This window comes from Bacillus sp. ISL-57, assembly GCF_018613135.1.
Taxonomy (GTDB): Bacteria; Bacillota; Bacilli; order Bacillales; family DSM-1321; genus Peribacillus; species Peribacillus frigoritolerans.
Window position 1 is genome coordinate 163,225 of the sequence record NZ_JAGGQV010000001.1, and the last position, 16,820, is coordinate 180,044.

Annotated in this window: 13 protein-coding genes; 12 read left to right on the forward strand and 1 reads right to left on the reverse strand. The window is 40.8% G+C overall.

Annotated features, from left to right (window positions below; all coding sequences use genetic code 11):
* Positions 1 to 71: 71 nt before the first annotated feature.
* The 10 genes from J7I90_RS00730 to J7I90_RS00775 all read left to right on the forward strand — a co-directional run bounded on the left by J7I90_RS00730 (position 72) and on the right by J7I90_RS00775 (position 12,285).
* Entirely contained in the window at positions 72 to 1,394 is a 1,323-nt protein-coding gene (locus tag J7I90_RS00730; RefSeq protein WP_057275972.1) for an MFS transporter, read from the forward strand.
* A gap of 804 nt (positions 1,395 to 2,198) precedes the next feature.
* Entirely contained in the window at positions 2,199 to 3,584 is a 1,386-nt protein-coding gene (locus tag J7I90_RS00735) for an MFS transporter (RefSeq protein WP_214767822.1), read from the forward strand.
* Between the two features lie 82 nt (positions 3,585 to 3,666).
* Positions 3,667 to 5,226 (forward strand): histidine ammonia-lyase, encoded by a 1,560-nt coding sequence (hutH, locus tag J7I90_RS00740; RefSeq protein WP_214767825.1) that lies wholly within the window; start codon positions 3,667 to 3,669, stop codon positions 5,224 to 5,226.
* A 93-nt stretch (positions 5,227 to 5,319) separates the two neighbouring features.
* Complete coding sequence (gene solA / locus J7I90_RS00745) at positions 5,320 to 6,387, forward strand: N-methyl-L-tryptophan oxidase (RefSeq protein ID WP_214767828.1); 1,068 nt, start codon at positions 5,320 to 5,322, stop codon at positions 6,385 to 6,387.
* A 314-nt stretch (positions 6,388 to 6,701) separates the two neighbouring features.
* A complete protein-coding gene (pxpA, locus tag J7I90_RS00750) occupies positions 6,702 to 7,460 on the forward strand; it encodes a 5-oxoprolinase subunit PxpA (RefSeq protein WP_214767845.1) in 759 nt (252 codons plus the stop codon).
* A gap of 121 nt (positions 7,461 to 7,581) precedes the next feature.
* On the forward strand, positions 7,582 to 8,721 hold the full coding sequence (locus J7I90_RS00755; protein ID WP_214768380.1) for an NRAMP family divalent metal transporter: 1,140 nt from the start codon (positions 7,582 to 7,584) through the stop codon (positions 8,719 to 8,721).
* Between the two features lie 86 nt (positions 8,722 to 8,807).
* Entirely contained in the window at positions 8,808 to 9,599 is a 792-nt protein-coding gene (locus tag J7I90_RS00760) for a putative hydro-lyase (protein WP_214767848.1), read from the forward strand.
* A gap of 22 nt (positions 9,600 to 9,621) precedes the next feature.
* Entirely contained in the window at positions 9,622 to 10,380 is a 759-nt protein-coding gene (gene pxpB, locus J7I90_RS00765; protein WP_214767863.1) for a 5-oxoprolinase subunit PxpB, read from the forward strand.
* On the forward strand, positions 10,377 to 11,372 hold the full coding sequence (locus J7I90_RS00770) for a 5-oxoprolinase subunit C family protein (RefSeq protein ID WP_311315211.1): 996 nt from the start codon (positions 10,377 to 10,379) through the stop codon (positions 11,370 to 11,372). Before pxpB ends, J7I90_RS00770 begins: the two co-directional genes overlap by 4 nt.
* A 166-nt stretch (positions 11,373 to 11,538) precedes the next feature.
* Complete coding sequence (locus tag J7I90_RS00775; RefSeq protein WP_214767866.1) at positions 11,539 to 12,285, forward strand: IclR family transcriptional regulator; 747 nt, start codon at positions 11,539 to 11,541, stop codon at positions 12,283 to 12,285.
* Between the two features lie 236 nt (positions 12,286 to 12,521).
* Here the strand turns inward: J7I90_RS00775 and J7I90_RS00780 are convergent, their stop codons facing one another.
* Positions 12,522 to 13,544, reverse strand: a complete 1,023-nt coding sequence (locus J7I90_RS00780; RefSeq protein WP_214767869.1) for a hypothetical protein — start codon at positions 13,542 to 13,544, stop codon at positions 12,522 to 12,524.
* A gap of 691 nt (positions 13,545 to 14,235) precedes the next feature.
* Here J7I90_RS00780 and J7I90_RS00785 point away from each other — a divergent pair.
* Together J7I90_RS00785 and J7I90_RS00790 are read left to right on the forward strand one after the other, a co-directional pair.
* Complete coding sequence (locus J7I90_RS00785) at positions 14,236 to 15,516, forward strand: MFS transporter (protein ID WP_214767872.1); 1,281 nt, start codon at positions 14,236 to 14,238, stop codon at positions 15,514 to 15,516.
* 359 nt (positions 15,517 to 15,875) lie between these two features.
* Positions 15,876 to 16,664: an SDR family NAD(P)-dependent oxidoreductase gene (locus tag J7I90_RS00790; protein WP_251025030.1), complete on the forward strand. Its 789-nt coding sequence runs from the start codon at positions 15,876 to 15,878 to the stop codon at positions 16,662 to 16,664.
* Positions 16,665 to 16,820 lie beyond the last annotated feature (156 nt).

Below are 16,820 nucleotides of genomic sequence, written 5' to 3' on the forward strand. Positions count from 1 at the left end.
AGATTACTGTTTTTTTATGTTTAAAATCAGTCAGTATTGCTGCTCTCTAACAAACATCAAGGAGTGATTACATGTTGAGAAATAACTATCGTTATTTTATCATTTTTATGATTATTGTTATTACAATCATAAATTATATTGATAGAGGTGCACTTTCATATGCCCAAGCTGAAATAATCAAGGAGTTCAATTTAGATCCAGTAAGTTGGGGAGCGATCCTGGGGTATTTTGGATATGGTTATATATTCGGTGCACTATTTGGTGGTGCTTTAGCAGATAAGAAAGGTCCCAAATTCATGTGGATCATTGCCGGAACTACATGGTCTTTTTTTGAAATTGGGACAATCTTCGCAGGTCACATAGGTGCAGCATTATTTGGAGGCTCTGCCTTGGCAGGATTTGCGGTGTTTCGTGTTTTATTTGGTTTAGCTGAAGGACCTACCTTATCAACGATGAACCGAACGATGGCAAACTGGGTATCTCCTAAAGAAAAAGGGTTTGCTGTAGCACTTGGATTAGTTGGAACGCCAATTGGAGCATTAATTACTGCACCCATCGTAGTAGGCCTTCTAACATTCACTAACTGGAAAGTAACATTTGTTATTCTCGGAATATTAGGCTTTATTTGGGTAGCAATCTGGAACAAAGTATTTACAAACTTACCTGAAGATCATCCAAGAGTCTCGAAAACCGAACTTGAAGAAATTCGAAGAGCAGATATTTTAATAAAAGGTGAGACGAAATTAGACGAACAAATAAATGTACCATGGTACCATTTCTTTAAAAACCCTACGTTAGTATTTAATGCAATTGGATACTTTGCCTTTTTATATGTAAATATTTTATTACTTACATGGACCCCAAAATATCTGCAAGATGAATTTAATTATTCACTTTCTTCACTTTCATATATTGGTATGATTCCCTGGGTAGGAGCTATTATCACTGGATTATTAGGTGGTAAAATCTCGGATATATTACGCAGGAAAACAGGGAATTTACGTATTGCCAGATCTTGGTTCACAGTAGTCTCCTTATTTTGTACTGCTGTATGTTTTATGTTGATTCCGACTGTCGAGAGTGCGGCGGCCGTACTTGCTTTAATGTGTATAGGAAATGCCTTTAATTATTTACCTAACTCCATTTATTGGATAGTGGTTCTGGATACAGAACCGAATAAAGCTGGAACATTTGGCGGGGTAACTCATTTCATTGCCAATCTGGCTACCATTATTGCCCCTACCTTAACTGGAAGTCTTGTCGCCATATATGGATATAATGCCATGTTTATTGCAGCATCAATAGCCGTCACGATTGGCATGATAGCCATGGTTTTCGTGAAGCCTGGCAAACAAGGTAACTCATCGGAAACCACCAATAATATGGTTAGCTAAGATAAGGCATAAATGGATGTATATTGATTACGGATTATGTATTTCACTTTCAGAAGAAGTTTACAAGAGGAGCATCCGATTGATCTAGTTCCTACTTTTATGAGAGCCCATGCGGTTCCAAAGGATAATAATGGGCGTGAGCAAGAATTTGTCGAGTAAAAACCCTCTTTAACGCCATTTTTGAAGAGTGATTCTAAAAACTGGCCTTTAAGAATCACTAAAAAAGATCAGGCCTTGACCTTCAGTCAATATCTACCCATTTCAGCAGATGAATTGGGCTTTTACAAGTATTTATCCATATGTAATGGTGTTGAATAGTAGGATGGTGGTTTATCATCCTACCCATTGGCAGCCTTAAAAACTTTACTGCTTTACAGTGAAATTAGATGAAAGTGTATTAAGGGAAATGTGGAAATGAATCTCCATATGGAGGGAATTTTATGTGGGTAATCACTATCCATTCGAAAAATGGCATAAAAATGTTTGAGTTTAGCAAGAAAAGGAAGCAAGGGATAAATTTGAGGTAATGGAAGGCTGTAAAATCCTTAGTCAAGTCATTTATTTCAATGATAAACAATTGATTGAATCTTAAACTATATTTTCATATATTAGATAGAAATTGAAAGGCAGAATGATTTGATATAGTTTATAAAAAGAGTATATTTCATAATATTCTTTGCTCAATTTTTTTATAGTATTAAGCTTAATCGTTCCAGTCAATTTCTTCGCCACTCACGGCGTGTTACAGTTCTAGTGTTTTTTTGAATCAATATATCTGATAAATCAAAAAATGGAGGAGATTCTTTGAACGAACAAAAATTCACGATTGACGATGCCCCATTTAATAGGTTTCATTTTCGAATTGCAGGACTCACATTCGGTTCCAGCTTTTGTGATGGCTATTCTCTAGGGATCATTGCGATGGCCCTGACAGTATTCGGGCCTCAGATGAATATGAATTCATTGTGGACAGGGCTGATCGGCAGCTCTGCTTTAATCGGCCTGTTTGCGGGATCTTTAATACTTGGAAGACTTTCTGACCGTGTAGGCAGACAGAAAATCTTTCTCGTAAACTTTTTACTCATCACGGTTGCTACCATTTTACAATTTTTTGTTAGCAGCCCGGAAGAGCTTTTTATTTTACGGTTGCTGATTGGTTTTGGACTTGGAGGGGATTACGCTGTAGGTACGACTTTGCTTGCCGAGTTTTCTCCCAAAAAGTATCGCTCCTCGCTCCTCGCGTCTATAAACGTGGTGTGGACGCTTGGATATGTTGCATCCAACTTTGTTGGTCATTACTTGGGCCAAGTTGGTTCAGACTCATGGCGTTGGATGCTTGTCAGCGCAGCCATTCCGGCAATTGTGGTTTTAATCTTAAGAATAGGGACGCCTGAATCACCAAGGTGGCTTGTCAGCATGGGGCGTGTCGAAGAAGCTCGCCAGATCGTAAAAAAACACCTTGGATCGAACGTTGAAATGGGAGAAACGACGACTGGCACGGAAAATCAAAAGACACTGGGATTTCGTGGGCTTTTCAGTAAAAGGCTCCGTAAGCGTTTGGCTTTTGGGGGAATATTCAAATTGACTCTTGTTATTCCATACTTTGCCATTTACACTTTCCTTCCTTCCATACTTGGTACAATGGGTTTTGAACAGAACTTTTTTGCCGATACCATGTTAAATCTATTCTTGCTTGTTGGGGCAATTGCGGGCCTATGGCTGCTTGCAAAATTTTCTCGTAGAGGATTTACCATCGGGGCTTTCACGATCCTTACCGTTTCATTGTTTTCACTCAGCTTCTTGCACAATGGTTCTCAATTCTTAATGTTGTTAGCCTTCTTGATCTTTACTTTTTTCATGTCAGCAGCATCGAACCTTACACTAGTATACCCAGCAGAGCTTTTTCCAACTGAAATCCGCGGCTCGGGAATAGGGATGGTTACGGCAATTAGTCGGATTGGTTCTGCGATTGGAACATTTCTGCTGCCTGTATCTTTAAGTTCATTCGGATTAAGTGCCTCAATGGCAGGAATGGCAGCCATTCTGCTGGTGGGCCTGATCGTATCGATCGCCTGGGCTCCTGAAACGAAGAATCTTTCATTACATGAAGCAAGTGACCCATTGTTAGAAACGGAGAATTCTCCGAAGGTAACCGAAATTCCCTTTACAGAAAATGAAAAAATAACATAAGATTAACTTCCAGCAATTAAATGAGAAGGACCAAAACTTTTTTCTCCTTCTAGATAATTCATAGGAGAGGAGCTGTATAAGGATGACAACTGCCGATTGTTTACAACCGAAGGATATCAAAGAGGTTGTACTAGGTGATGGTGAAATCTCAATCGAAGAGGTAATTGCGGTTGCAAGATATGGGGCGATGGTTTCCTTTACACAAACATATTGTGATAGGGTGAATAAATCACGTAGCTTAATAGACAAGTTTTTAGATGAAAATCGATTGATTTATGGTGTAACTACGGGTTTTGGCAGTAATATGACCGAGGTGATTTCTCCAAAGGACGCCGAAACCCTTCAACGGAATATTGTTCGTTCACATGCCGTTTCTGTTGGGGAAACTCTTGAAAAAGAAGTCGTAAGGGCCATTCAATTGATGATACTAGTGAATTTAGGCCAAGGGTATTCAGGAGTTCGTTTACAGGTATTAAATCTAATTGCTTCACTATTAAATCACGATATCATTCCGTTTGTTCCAGGTGATGGGTCAGTGGGTTATCTTTCTCCTGAAGCCCACATGGCCTTAGTGGTGATGGGTGAGGGGAAGGCATGGTATGAAGATGAGCTCATGCCTGGCATGGAAGCTTTGGGGAAAGCGGGATTAGCACCTGTTACGTTGGGTGCTAAAGAAGGTTTGGCACTTACAAGCGGGACTACTTCCGTCACCGCCATGGCTGTCCTTGCTTTATACAATAGCATGCAGGCGGCGAAAACCGCTGACATTACGGGAGCTATGTCCTTAGAAGTGCTGAAAGGTACTATAAAAGCATTTGATCCCCGTCCCCACTCATTGAAAAAACATGAGGAACAGGCCAAGACAGCCAGAAATGTATCAAGGGTTCTTGAAGGCAGCCAAATCATTGATACATACAAGGAACACAGATTACAAGATGCACTTAGCTTACGATGCATTCCACAAGTCCATGGAGCCATAAAAAAAGTATTGAAAGACGCTGCTGTATCAATCGAGAATGAAATGAACTCCGTAAGTGACAATCCTCTGATTTTTCCGGAAGAGGAAGATGGAATTGGCATGATGGCTGGGAATTTTGATGGTTCATTTGTTGGGATTTATGCGGATGCGATATCCATAGCGTTAGCAAACTTAGCAAAAATAACAGAACGCAGAATAGATCGCCTTGTAAACCATCACCTTAGTGAATTACCTAATTTCTTAGTGGTCAATCCAGGTTTGAATAGTGGCTACATGATTCCGCAATATACAGCTGCCGGGCTATTGAATGAAATCAGGGTGCTCTCGCATCCAGCCACTATAGATAATATCCCAACATGTGCAAATCAAGAAGACGTAATAAGTTTTGCCTATTTTGCTTCGAGGAAAGCCTATCGGATTTCGAAGAAACTTGAATATATATTAGCCATTGAACTGATGACGGCAACGCAAGCAATGGATTTTCATCTGCCTTTGAAACCGTCACCGGTTACGGAGGGGGTATATCATTTAGTTCGGAGCGAAGTCCCTATGGTAGAAGAAGACCGCTTTTTCCATCCTGACATTGAGGCGATATATAGGCAAATTCATGAAGGGGAAATAGTGAAGTTCGTTGAAACGGCGATCGGGGAAATAGAGTTCTAAAACCATGTGGAAGCTGTTTTACTTTATTTTATAAGTAAAATGGCTTCCTTTTTTTAAAATGAAGGACCATATTTAAAGGAGGAGGGATGAAACATGCATTATGATGTAATTGTAATTGGAGCTGGATCCATGGGAATGTCTTCAGGTTATTATCTATCAAAAAATGGACAAAAAGTATTATTATTGGATTCCTTTGCCCCTCCTCATAATAAGGGCAGCCATCATGGGGAAACAAGAATTATTAGGCATGCTTATGGTGAAGGCAGGGAGTATGTTTCTTTGGCACTTAAATCACAAAAGCTTTGGGGTGAATTGGAAAGAATTTCGGGTCAACAAGTATTTCTTCCAACGGGTGTCCTGAATGCTGGAAGCCAAAATTCCAATTTCATTAAGCAAGTGATAGCGGGTTCAAACGAATATGGGTTACCTATGGAAATCTTGGATTACCATGAAATTCATGATAGATGGCCTGGAATAACACTGCCGGAAGACTACATTGGATGCTATGAATCGACTTCGGGCGTGTTGAAAAGTGAAGAGTGCTTAAGGGCGTATCAACAACTTGCGAAATCCCATGGTGCGGACTTCATTGTAAACAGTGAAGTAAGGAAGATAGTTGCTCATAGTAACGGGGTCACGGTTATAACGGATGAACAGACATTCCACTCGGAATCTTTAGTGGTTGCAGTTGGGGCGTGGGCACCGAAAATATTGGCGATGTTGGATTTGAATCTCCCGCTGGAACCCATCAGAAAAACATTTGCTTGGTTTCATGCAAATGAAAAATTATATAATCATAATGATTTTCCGGCTTTCACTTTTGATACTTCAGTTGGTACATACTATGGCTTTCCTAGTATAAATGGTTCTGGACTGAAAATAGGGAGACATGATGGAGGAAAGAGGATCAATCCTGATGGCTGTATCAAAGGTTTTGGTGAAATGGATGAGGATGAGGGTGATTTGATGAGGTTTTTAGGGCAATATATGCCTGCTGATCAAAAAATGAAATATGGGAAAACTTGCATCTACACCATGACCCCTGATGAGCATTTTATAGTGGATAAACATCCTTATTATCCACATATTGCTATAGCGGCAGGTTTCTCTGGACACGGTTTTAAATTCAGCAGTGTCATGGGAGAAATTTTGAGTGACTGATTATCTCCGGTACGACCAAGGAAGATATTTCATTGTTTTCGATTAACCGGTTTTGAATTAATACTCTAAACTTAAAAGCTGTAATCATGGCCGTTGCTCCCTTTCATAGGAAACAACGGCTTTTTTTAACAAACTGCAATGTTAGGTTTTCTAACAAAATATTGTCGAAATAATTAAAATATGCTAGAATTAGAATATTCCGAAATATGAAACCGAGGTTCCGAATTTCGGAATTATGCATTTGGATGATTGAAAGAGTACTTACATATTTTTATAGGTTTACTAAAATTTCCGTAATTTAAGGAGAGGGTAGTATGAACACGGTTGATTTGAATTGTGATTTAGGAGAAAGTTTTGGCGCTTACCGGATGGGTAATGATCAAGAAATTTTAGATTATGTAACATCTGTCAATGTAGCATGTGGATTCCACGCTGGTGATCCGACAGTCATGAGAAAAACGGTTCAGCTTGCTTTAGGGAAAAATATCAAAATCGGAGCCCACCCAGGTTTACAGGATTTAATAGGATTTGGCAGACGCAATATGAATATTTCACCACAGGAAGCTTATGATATTGTCGTCTATCAAATTGGAGCATTAAATGGCTTCCTGCAATCCGAAGGCGGAAGTATGCAGCATGTGAAACCACATGGGGCATTGTACAATATGGCCGCAAAGAACAAGGAGTTATCCATGGCCATTGCCGAAGCGGTGTATAAAGTGAATCCCGAGCTTATCTTATTTGGTTTGTCGGGCAGTGAATTAATACGCGCCGGACAGGCTATCGGATTGCAAACAGGGAGTGAAGTATTTGCCGATCGTACCTACCAACATGATGGTTCTTTGACTTCCCGATTGAAAAAGGACGCACTGATTGAAAACGATGATGTTGCCGTTGCCCAAGTCATTCGCATGGTGAAGGAAGGGAAGGTACTGTCCCAGCAAGGCACAGATGTGGCATTAAAAGCAGATACCATTTGTATTCACGGGGACGGGGCACATGCTTTATCCTTTGCACGGCATGTTAGGGAATCTTTGCAATTATCTGAAATAACAGTCAAGTCCTTTTCTTGAAAAAAACTAAACAATCAGGAGGAAGATTCCATTGAAGCCAATCAAAAATACAACAGCACAGAAACAGAATTTGACTAAGCCAAAAACGAACCGCACTTTATTGTTAGGTGCAGCATTCCTAATGGCAACATCGGCAATAGGACCAGGTTTTTTAATGCAAACGACCGTTTATACCCAAAGCCTTGCAGCAAGTTTCGGTTTTGTTATCCTTATTTCGGTCATTCTTGATATATTTGCCCAAACAAATGTATGGCGGATTATTGCTGTATCCGAAAAGCGGGGTCAAGAGATTGCAAACATGGTCCTTCCTGGACTGGGTTATGTACTGGCAGCATTGATCGTCATGGGCGGGCTGGCATTTAATATTGGAAATATCGCAGGAGCCGGTTTAGGTCTAAATGCGATGACGGGAATATCACCAACTACGGGGGCGGCAATAAGCGCAGTCATCGCCGTATTGATTTTTGTAGTGAAAGAAGCAGGAAAAGCGATGGACCGCTTTACGCAAATCGCCGGATTTTTTATGATTTGTTTGATGATTTACGTTGCTTGGACAACCTCTCCTCCTGTAGGGGAAGCGGTAGTGAAGACCTTTGCCCCTGATAAAATCGATATCATCGCGATCGTTACATTAGTGGGCGGATCTGTTGGCGGCTATATTACTTTTGCAGGAGGCCATCGTCTATTGGATGCAGGCGTGAAAGGCGTAGACTCATTGCCACAGGTCACGAAGAGTTCGGTAATGGGGATCCTGATAACGACGGTCATGCGCGTTGCCTTATTTCTGGCGGTACTTGGTGTTGTATCGAAAGGTTTACAAATTAATCCGGATAACCCTGCAGCATCCGTTTTTCAACTCGCTGCAGGTGATATAGGATATAAAATCTTCGGTGTCGTCATGTGGGCTGCCGCGATCACGTCTGTTGTTGGTGCGGCATATACTTCGGTTTCATTTATCAGAACTTTCAGCGAAAAGATAAATAATAAGGCAAACTGGATAATCATTGGCTTTATAGCCTTATCAACCATTTGCTTTCTATTGATTGGTCAACCGGTTAAAGTACTGCTTGTAGTTGGGGCCATTAACGGACTGATTTTACCGATTGCTCTTGGTACATTGCTAATTGCCGCATATAGGAAAAACATCGTGGGTGAATATAAGCATCCGTTATGGTTAACGATTTCCGGTGTATTCGTGGTAGTCATCATGGCGTTAATGGGTGTATATACATTAATGAAACAACTGCCCGCACTTTTTTAATGATTAATGAAAATCCAATAAATAAAGGTGGAAGTGGCGTGCCAGTTTATCAATGGCTGCCAGTTTGCAATAGGAGATGAATACGAATGATCGACCTTTCTCAAGCTACCCCGGCTGAGTTGCGTTCAATGATCCGAAACAACGAATTGATAAAGCCGACAGCCGGCATGGCTAACGGTTATGCACAAGCGAACTTAGCCATCTTAAAAAAAGAGCATGCTTTTGATTTCTTATTATTCTGTCAGCGTAACCCTAAATCCTGTCCATTGCTGGACGTTACGGAAATTGGTTCACCCATTCCCGTGTTTGCGGCAAAGTCTGGGGATATTCGCACTGATATTCCTAAATATAGGGTCTATAAATATGGAGAATTAATGGAAGAAGTAACGGATATCTCAAACTACTGGGAAGATGATATGGTTGGATTTCTAATCGGGTGCAGCTTTACATTCGAACACGCCCTTTTAAATAATGATATATCGATTCGTCATATTGAAGAGGGATCCAATGTACCAATGTATAAAACCAATATCCCTTGTATTGAAGCAGGGATTTTTCATGGGAAAATGGTGGCTAGCATGAGGCCGATTCCACAAAAGGATGTGGTGAGGGCAGCTCAAGTGACATCGCGGTTTCCGGCCGTTCATGGCGCTCCAATCCATATTGGCGACCCTGAAGCGATCGGTGTTTACAGCATTCAGCATCCGGATTTTGGTGATCCAGTAACGATTCGTGAAGGGGAAGTCCCAGTATTTTGGGCATGTGGTGTAACACCTCAATCCATTGCTATGGAAACTAAACCGGAGATCATGATCACGCATGCACCTGGACATATGTTCATAACGGACATTCGTGATGAAAAATTAGGAGTTTTATAACTGACAGAAAGAGATGATTCCTATGCCGGAAAAGCTTTTGAAAAAAACTGCATGTACACTTTCTCCATTAGGCGATTCCGCAATCGTGATAACATTCGGGAATGGAATGGAATACAGCGTTCACAAAAAAATAAAATTGTTAAAGGATTTGCTGGAAGATGAACCTTTTGCAGGGTTTATAGAATGTGTACCGGCTTATACCAATTTGACGGTTTTTTATGATCCACTCGTTATTTATAAGGAACAAAATAAAAGTAATGGTAATGAAACCATATCTCCCTTTGAAGTGGTCCGTTCCATCTTGGAAATGAAATTACAGGATTTAAAAGAAGATAAAAATCTGGTACATCGAACGGTTACCATTCCCGTGTGCTATGGGAATGGATATGGACCCGATTTGGAATATGTTGCACGCTATAATGATTTGACTACTGATGAAGTCATTCATATTCATTCAACCGGTGAATATTTAGCTTATATGATTGGGTTCGCACCGGGTTTCCCGTTTCTTGGCGGACTTTCAGAGAACATCGCGACACCTAGGCGTTCCTCTCCCCGAATGACCATTCCGGCAGGGGCAGTAGGGATTGCGGGTATGCAAACGGGAGTATATCCCATATCAACGCCTGGTGGATGGCAATTGATCGGACAAACGCCAACCAAACTATTTTTACCAAATGTAAATCCTCCAAGTCTATTACAAGCAGGGGACATTGTGAAGTTCCATCCGATTACGGATCAAGAATATAAAGAAATGATTCTTAAGGAGGGGGTACAGTGAGCCTGCGCGTAATCAAACCGGGATTATTGACCAGTATACAGGATCTTGGAAGAAAAGGATTCAAGCAACATGGGGTGATTGTAAGCGGGGCGATGGATGCACATTCTTTACGAATTGCCAATATGTTGGTTGGCAATGAAGAAGGAGAAGCGGCCTTGGAAATTACATTAATGGGCCCGACCATTAAAGTAGAGAAAAATTGCCTGATTTCGATAACAGGTGGGAATTTATCACCTACACTTGATAATAAGGTGGTACCGATGTGGAAGCCGATTCTTGTGAAAAATGGATCGATTCTTCGGTTTGAAGGGTGTAAATCAGGTTGCAGGGCGTACTTAACTGTAGCGGGAGGCTTTGCTATTCCTGAAATTATGGAGAGTAAAAGCACATATCTAAGGGCTGGGATCGGCGGCTATATGGGGAGGGCATTAAAGGCTGACGATGTCTTGGAGTTTAATGAACCTTCGAAGAATCTTGATGATCGAACGTTCAAAGGTTCATTTTCCTTCCCAAAGTGGTTTGTCAATGAGAAGGAGTTCATGCCAGGAGGAAAACCTCTCATCCGTTTCATCGATGGAAGCCAATATGAATATTTCACAGATTCAAGTAAAGATAGTTTTGTAGAGGGAGTATTTAAAGTATCCAATCAATCCGACCGCATGGGATATAGAATATCGGGCCCTTCACTGAAATTAAAGGAAAATGGGGAGTTATTATCCGAAGCGGTCACAAATGGGTCCGTTCAGGTTCCGCCAGATGGAAATCCGATCATCCTCCTTTCAGATAGCCAAACAACGGGCGGATATCCTAAGATAGCTCAGGTGATTACGGCGGATTTACCAATTATCGCTCAGGTTAAACCAGGGGAATCGATTCAGTTCTCACGAGTGAACTTAAATGAGGCTGAACAGCTGTTCCTTCAAAAAGAACGGCAATTGAGGGAATTGAAAGTTTCGATTTCATTGGCCCTGAACAAATGGCTGGATATATAATCGCTTATTAAAAGAACGCAAACGATGAGAAAGTACTCTTAAAGAGTGCTTTCTTTTTTTTTTCGCGCTAAAATATATATTTTATTGAAGGCATTATATCCTTTCATCCATATTTTATAATAGAATGATAGTTAAGGAAAACATGTATCATGAAAGGAGACATAGTATGCAGGCACATAACAAAACGGTCGTGAAATCCATGCAAATCCTAACCCTTTTCATAAATCATCCAAAACTGACCTTTAATGAAATGATGGAACTTTCCAATTTGCCGAAAACGTCGTTACACCGTATGGTGGGATCTTTGGAGGAAATGGGGTTTCTAACAAAGGACAATGATGGGCACTATTCACTTGGATTGATATTCCTGCAGTTTGGTCAACTGGTAGGGGAGCGTTTGGATATCAGGTCAATCTCCTATCCGATCATGAAAGACCTACGGGATGATGTTGAAGAAGCAGTGAATTTAATTGTGAGGGATAAGGATGAAGCGATGTATATTGAAAAGGTGGACACCCTGCAACCTGTTCGACTTTATACATCCATTGGAAGGCGTTCGCCATTGTACGCTGGCGATTCTCGAATCATCCTAGCATTTTTGCCTCAAGAAGAGCGTGAAAATTATTTGGAAAACATCCAATTAAAACCAATCGCCATGGGAACGATTACGGATAAAACTATACTCCGTCATGCAATGGATGAAGCGAGATCGAATGGTTACACGATAACTTCATCAGAACTTGAGGATTATACAAAAGCGGTGAGTGCACCGATACTCAATGGTAAAGGTGAAATAGTGGCTGGTATTAGTGTCGCTGGGATTGAAGCAAGATTTCAGGATGATCGCTTGCCTGTATTGATTGACAAAGTAACGAAAGCTGCAAAAGCCATTTCCGTGAAACTTGGTCCTTAAACATATTAATGAAAATAGAAAAATCATTTCATTTTCGGAATATATTTTTCTGAAATAAGATAACTTACATAAGATAGTGGATTCCTGCATACTACAAATAGGAAGTAAAGCCACCTCTTATGGTGGTTTTTTTGTCATGTTGGCATGCCCAGCTGAACCAAAACGAAAGGGTGAACCATTAGGGGTTCACCTTTTCCTATATCGTAATACTTTATCGCAAGTTTGTTAGTCAGCCATTAAATACGCACATAGTGTGATTGATTTATATTTCTAGGCACCCCAATATCAGCCATTGTAAGTAAACCTGGTTTACGGAGTGCATCAATTTGCTTAGCGGTATTGATGATCATTGCTGCGGTTGCAGTATCTCCAAAAATGCCGTTTGGAACAATCAGCCTTTGAGTTTCGTTCCCCTCAATAACGATTTCATCTTCCTGTTTAATATCTGCAGACATCGTTAAATCCAAGGAAATTTCCTTTCCAGCCACAGTCTTGCCTGTGGAAATTTGATGAAGCCCCATAACATCCCCTCGTTTTAAGGTAGTTAGCGGAACGGTCATATTTTCGCTTGCAATCGTTGGTTCAATGGTATTGACAACACTTGAAAGTTTCCAATTCAGCCCATAAGCGATTAACCTTACAGACTCCTCAAGACCTACATGCCCAATTTCATTCCGTTGGGCTAAAAATTCAAACTCTTCTCTGGTCATCCCTATTCCGACCTTTTTTTGTAAAGGGAGGCGCCTTTTCGAAACATCAACTTTACGAATGACCTTAATTTGGTTAACTGTGGTCAATACTGTTGTAAAAGAAATGGCCATAGTATCCATGATGTACCCTGGATTGATTCCGGTCCCGATGACACTAAGTCCTTTTGCTTTAGCATAATCATCTATTTCCTTTGAAAGTAAAGGGTAGCGATGCCAAGGGAAGGAAAGCTGTTCACAGGTGGAAACCACTGAAAAACCGTGATCTATCAGCTCTTTGATTTGGGGCCATACTTGTTGTGCATTGGAACCGGTTGCATGTAGGGCGATAGGGTGGTCAGCTTCAGTATTTACTTCCTGGATATGAGGAACTACACACTTGTTCGTTTCCTTTTCATTGATGAGGAAGCCAATATCCATCCCTACCTTTTCGGGATCAATATCGACAACACCGATAATCGATTGAGGATTCGTTTGATAAGCACTGCGAAGAATTTCAATTCCGATGGGACCGAGCCCGAATACTGCGAATTCAGAGTATTGGATAGTCATTCATCTCTCATCCTTTCAAATAACGTATAACAAAATGCTAACATTGAGTGAAAAATAATAAAAATAGTTAATTTTTATATATTTATAAAGAATCGTTATAAAAGGGACGACGGCAACCGAATGATCATTCTTCAATGTTGAGTTTACCTGTCTAAGGAATAGTTGGTTGGCGGTTCATGAATTGTATGCCTCATTCACCTCAAGCGGCAGCATAAGTTGGGGTGATGGACAGAAAACCCCATACTATTCCAGGTTAAAACTCTTTACTTGAACGGAAATAGACTTAGTAGCGCTTCAGTCCCATGATGGACATTTTATTGTTGCAGATAATGAAGTTTCAAATAATTATGGAGTTGCATTACCTTAGGTACTAGGATTTGCAGAAACGTTATTTGGTTTTAGGTGATCGATGGGTAAGGTATTGTTTCAGGTTGTTTTCATCGAAACAATCCCTTATTTAGTTTTGTATATAAAACTAGTTTTTCTGTGGAAAATATTATTCTGAATATTATTGACTATTAAGAAAATTCAATATAACATTAAATATCGGTAACAATGTTTTTTATACGAAACGATAGTTACTGCTATCTTTTGAAAGAGGGAGTTGGTGAAGTTTGATAGCATGATAGCCATTTTGTATCGAAAATCATGAAAGCGCATTCAAATGAGCCTGTTATAAGGGGGAAATAACATGTTACAAGGTCAAAAAAGATGGTTGTACATTGCGATTCCTATTTTTTTCTTCTGGTTTTTCGGTCAGATTGATAAAGTAGGTATCTCTGTTATCCAAACCGATCCGGGATTTTTAAGTGATCTTGGTCTGACTGGCCCCGATAAAAATGCGAAAATTGGCTTGATCTCCTTTATATTCATGATTTCATACTCCTGTTCCAACATTTTTTGGGGTGTTATTATCGACAAGTTAGGGGCGCGGAAAACAGCGGTTTTAGGTTTACTGGTATGGACTGCGACAATGGTCATGGGAGGGCTGTCCACTTCATACGAAATGTTTTTAATTAGTAGGGTCATCCTCGGAATCGGGGAAGGCATGATGATCCCGATATCGGGTAAATTCATATCGAATTGGTTTAATAAACTAGAGCTTGGCAGGGCACAGTCATTTTGGATTACTGGAAACTACCTTGGCCCGGCAGTAGGTACCGTTATGCTCATCCTCATTATTTCAACATTTCATTGGCAGGCCGCGTTCTTTGCTCTCGCTGCCTTTAACTTGTTTATAAATATTCCAATGTTCCTGTATTTGGCTCGTAATACGCCAGAAGAACATCCACGCATGAGTAAAGAGGAAGTCTCTTATATTCGCCAAAAGGACGAAGCGCATGATGTGCAGTTGAAGCAATTCTTCGCAAAGGATTATCGTTATTGGATTGTCTGGTTTGGCAATTTGATGTCGTCCTTTCTTTTCTTTGGAATCAGTATTTGGCTTCCTACCTATCTCGTGGAGGCCAAAGGCTTTGAAAGAGATGCAATGACTGGGATTACCTCATTATCATGGCTATTCGCGCTTGGATTTGTCCTGGCTGGCGGATTTCTGGCGGACAAAACGAAACGCCCGAGTTTGCTTGCGACGATTCTTTTCATACTAACAGCTGTATTTTTGACAATCGCCGTTCTTGCACCTAGTCCTATTATGGCCGGGGTTTCAATGGGGCTCGCCATGGGAACTCAGGGTGGAATGTTTCATCTAACCAATTTCTTCATCATCAAATTTTCAACACCTGAAACAGCGGGACGTGCGGCCGGTTTAATGGGATTCACGAATATTATGGGTGGATTTTCAAGTTATATCATGGGGTGGAGCCGCGATATGTCGGGCGGTGATTTTGGTCCCTCCATTGCGATGCTTATTGTAGCAGCCACTCTGGGGTTTGTCGCGTACTTGTTTATGATTAAACAAGAAGTTGCCGAATATCACCTAAGTAATACGACAGGAAACAAAGTAACTTTATAGAGAGCGAAAAAAAGTAATATCATACGTTTTTTAAAAGGGTATCTCAGTAAGAAGGGACGCTAGATTCTTACTGAGAACCACAATAAATCTTGAATACTCAGTGACGTGTACACAGGAATAAGGATGACCATAGCTTGATATAGACAAGGCACGTATTCCCGAACGATGGTTTCAGTTTTTACAGCTTACATTGACAATGAAGCGATTACATTTTAGAATTGTTTATAAAGAGAAACATTGTTTTATATATGAAACGTTTATGAGGATTATGTGCTCGCTACAAGAAAGTAAACTTGAATGGAACCGATCTTTGGATAACCGTTCATCACGTTTAAAAGATATCAGAAGGGGTGGAGACAATGGGCATGGCTTTAAAAGATAAAGTCGTTTTGATTACAGGGGGCGCTTCTGGAATAGGTGAAGCGGTCACACGCCGTTTTATACAAGAAGGAGCAAAAGTGAGCATTATCGGCCGCTCTAAAGACACATTAGCGAAAATGAAAGGAGAATTTGGTGAAAATATCCTGACTTATCAGGGAGATGTAAGCAAATACGAAGACAATGAGCAAGCGGTCCAAGCTACTGTTGAGCAATTCGGAAAGTTAGATGTCTTCGTTGCGAATGCAGGCGTGTTCGATGGATTTGCCAAATTTGCCGATGTGACTCCCGAGGCGCTTTCCGAAGCGTATGATTTCCTATTCAATATTAACGTAAAGGGCTCGTTTTTCGGAGCTAAAGCTGCTCTTGAAGAACTGAAAAAAACAAACGGCAATATTATTTTTACCGTGTCCGGTGCAAGTTTTTACCCAGATGGCGGCGGTGTTTGGTACACAGCGAGCAAACACGCCCAAATTGGATTGATGCGCCAGCTTGCATTCGAACTATCTCCTTCCATCCGGGTAAATGCGGTAGCTCCAGGGGGGACATTGACAGCACTCACGGTGATTCCGCCGCTGCGTCCATTTGTGAAAGTCGTCGATAATGATACGAAAGCAAGCAACATTAAAAAACGGAATATTCTTCAACTTGCCCAGATGCCGGAAGATCACGTTGCGGCGTATGTACTGTTAGCTTCTGACGAATCACGCGCAATCACCGGTGAAGTCATTTCCAGCGACGGCGGATTGTCCGTGCGGGGCCTTGGCTAAGCTAGAGAGGTATTTGAATATGTTAGCTGGTAAGACGGGAAGGTAAGGCAATTTTTCCTGCCTGTCTTCAAGAAAGGAAGCACTTTCTTTATAGGGGTCTCAAGCATAAAAAATAGTAAATCATTCTCTAATTTAAGAAAGTTATTTCAAGTTTGG

What these genes read in the sequence shown, in the direction of transcription:
- J7I90_RS00730 (WP_057275972.1), top strand. Translation starts at nt 72, where the DNA reads ATGTTGAGAAATAACTATCGTTATTTTATCATTTTTATGATTATTGTT.
- hutH (WP_214767825.1), top strand. Translation starts at nt 3,667, where the DNA reads ATGACAACTGCCGATTGTTTACAACCGAAGGATATCAAAGAGGTTGTA.
- solA (WP_214767828.1), top strand. Translation starts at nt 5,320, where the DNA reads ATGCATTATGATGTAATTGTAATTGGAGCTGGATCCATGGGAATGTCT.
- pxpA (WP_214767845.1), top strand. Translation starts at nt 6,702, where the DNA reads ATGAACACGGTTGATTTGAATTGTGATTTAGGAGAAAGTTTTGGCGCT.
- J7I90_RS00755 (WP_214768380.1), top strand. Translation starts at nt 7,582, where the DNA reads ATGGCAACATCGGCAATAGGACCAGGTTTTTTAATGCAAACGACCGTT.
- J7I90_RS00760 (WP_214767848.1), top strand. Translation starts at nt 8,808, where the DNA reads ATGATCGACCTTTCTCAAGCTACCCCGGCTGAGTTGCGTTCAATGATC.
- pxpB (WP_214767863.1), top strand. Translation starts at nt 9,622, where the DNA reads ATGCCGGAAAAGCTTTTGAAAAAAACTGCATGTACACTTTCTCCATTA.
- J7I90_RS00775 (WP_214767866.1), top strand. Translation starts at nt 11,539, where the DNA reads ATGCAGGCACATAACAAAACGGTCGTGAAATCCATGCAAATCCTAACC.
- J7I90_RS00780 (WP_214767869.1), bottom strand. Translation starts at nt 13,544, where the DNA reads ATGACTATCCAATACTCTGAATTCGCAGTATTCGGGCTCGGTCCCATC.
- J7I90_RS00785 (WP_214767872.1), top strand. Translation starts at nt 14,236, where the DNA reads ATGTTACAAGGTCAAAAAAGATGGTTGTACATTGCGATTCCTATTTTT.
- J7I90_RS00790 (WP_251025030.1), top strand. Translation starts at nt 15,876, where the DNA reads ATGGGCATGGCTTTAAAAGATAAAGTCGTTTTGATTACAGGGGGCGCT.